Here is a 545-nt window from a genome sequence, read left to right as displayed (position 1 = left end):
CTGCGGATCGCCCATGGCAATTTGCCCGAAGGGTGGAGCCACGAAGCAGCGGAGATCGTCGTGCCGCGCAACGACGTTGAACTGGCGGCTTTTTACCGCTCGCTTGACGTTTTTGTCGCGGCCGGCACCGTGCAGCATGGTGCGCCGCATTATCCCGCACTGGAAGCGCTCGCCAGCGGGGTCGCGCTGGTGACAACGGGATTTGAGCCGGCAACTGCGGACAATGCCTGGCTGGTGCCCAACCGGGACTCGCGTGCGATCGCAGATACACTCGAAACAATCGCCGCGAATCCCGCAGAAGCGGCACACCGGACGGAGCTGGGTTTAGCCGCAGTTGTGCCATTTGCATGGTCGGTCGTGGCGGATCAGGCTCTTGATACCTTTCGCCGGTTTGATGGACATCGAGGTTAAGTGATGACCGATCGCGTCGCTGAACCAGCAACCCATTCTCCGGCTCGCGCTGCGGCGACCGCCGATGTGGTAATCGTCAATTGGAACGCGGGAGATCTGTTGCGGCGCTGTGTGGAATCCGTGCGCGATCATCA

1 protein-coding gene is annotated in these 545 nt (G+C 61.7%); it reads left to right on the top strand.

All coding sequences use genetic code 11. The annotated features are described in order from the left end of the window. Window positions 1-411 (top strand): glycosyltransferase (locus AACY08_RS28435; protein WP_339472429.1); only part of this gene is annotated, 411 nt, incomplete at its 5' end. Window positions 412-545 lie beyond the last annotated feature (134 nt).

It is taken from the genome of Pseudomonas sp. EL_65y_Pfl1_R83, from assembly GCF_963970695.1.
GTDB lineage: Bacteria > Pseudomonadota > Gammaproteobacteria > Pseudomonadales > Pseudomonadaceae > Aquipseudomonas > Aquipseudomonas tritici.
This window is presented reverse-complemented; position numbering and strand designations above follow the sequence as displayed.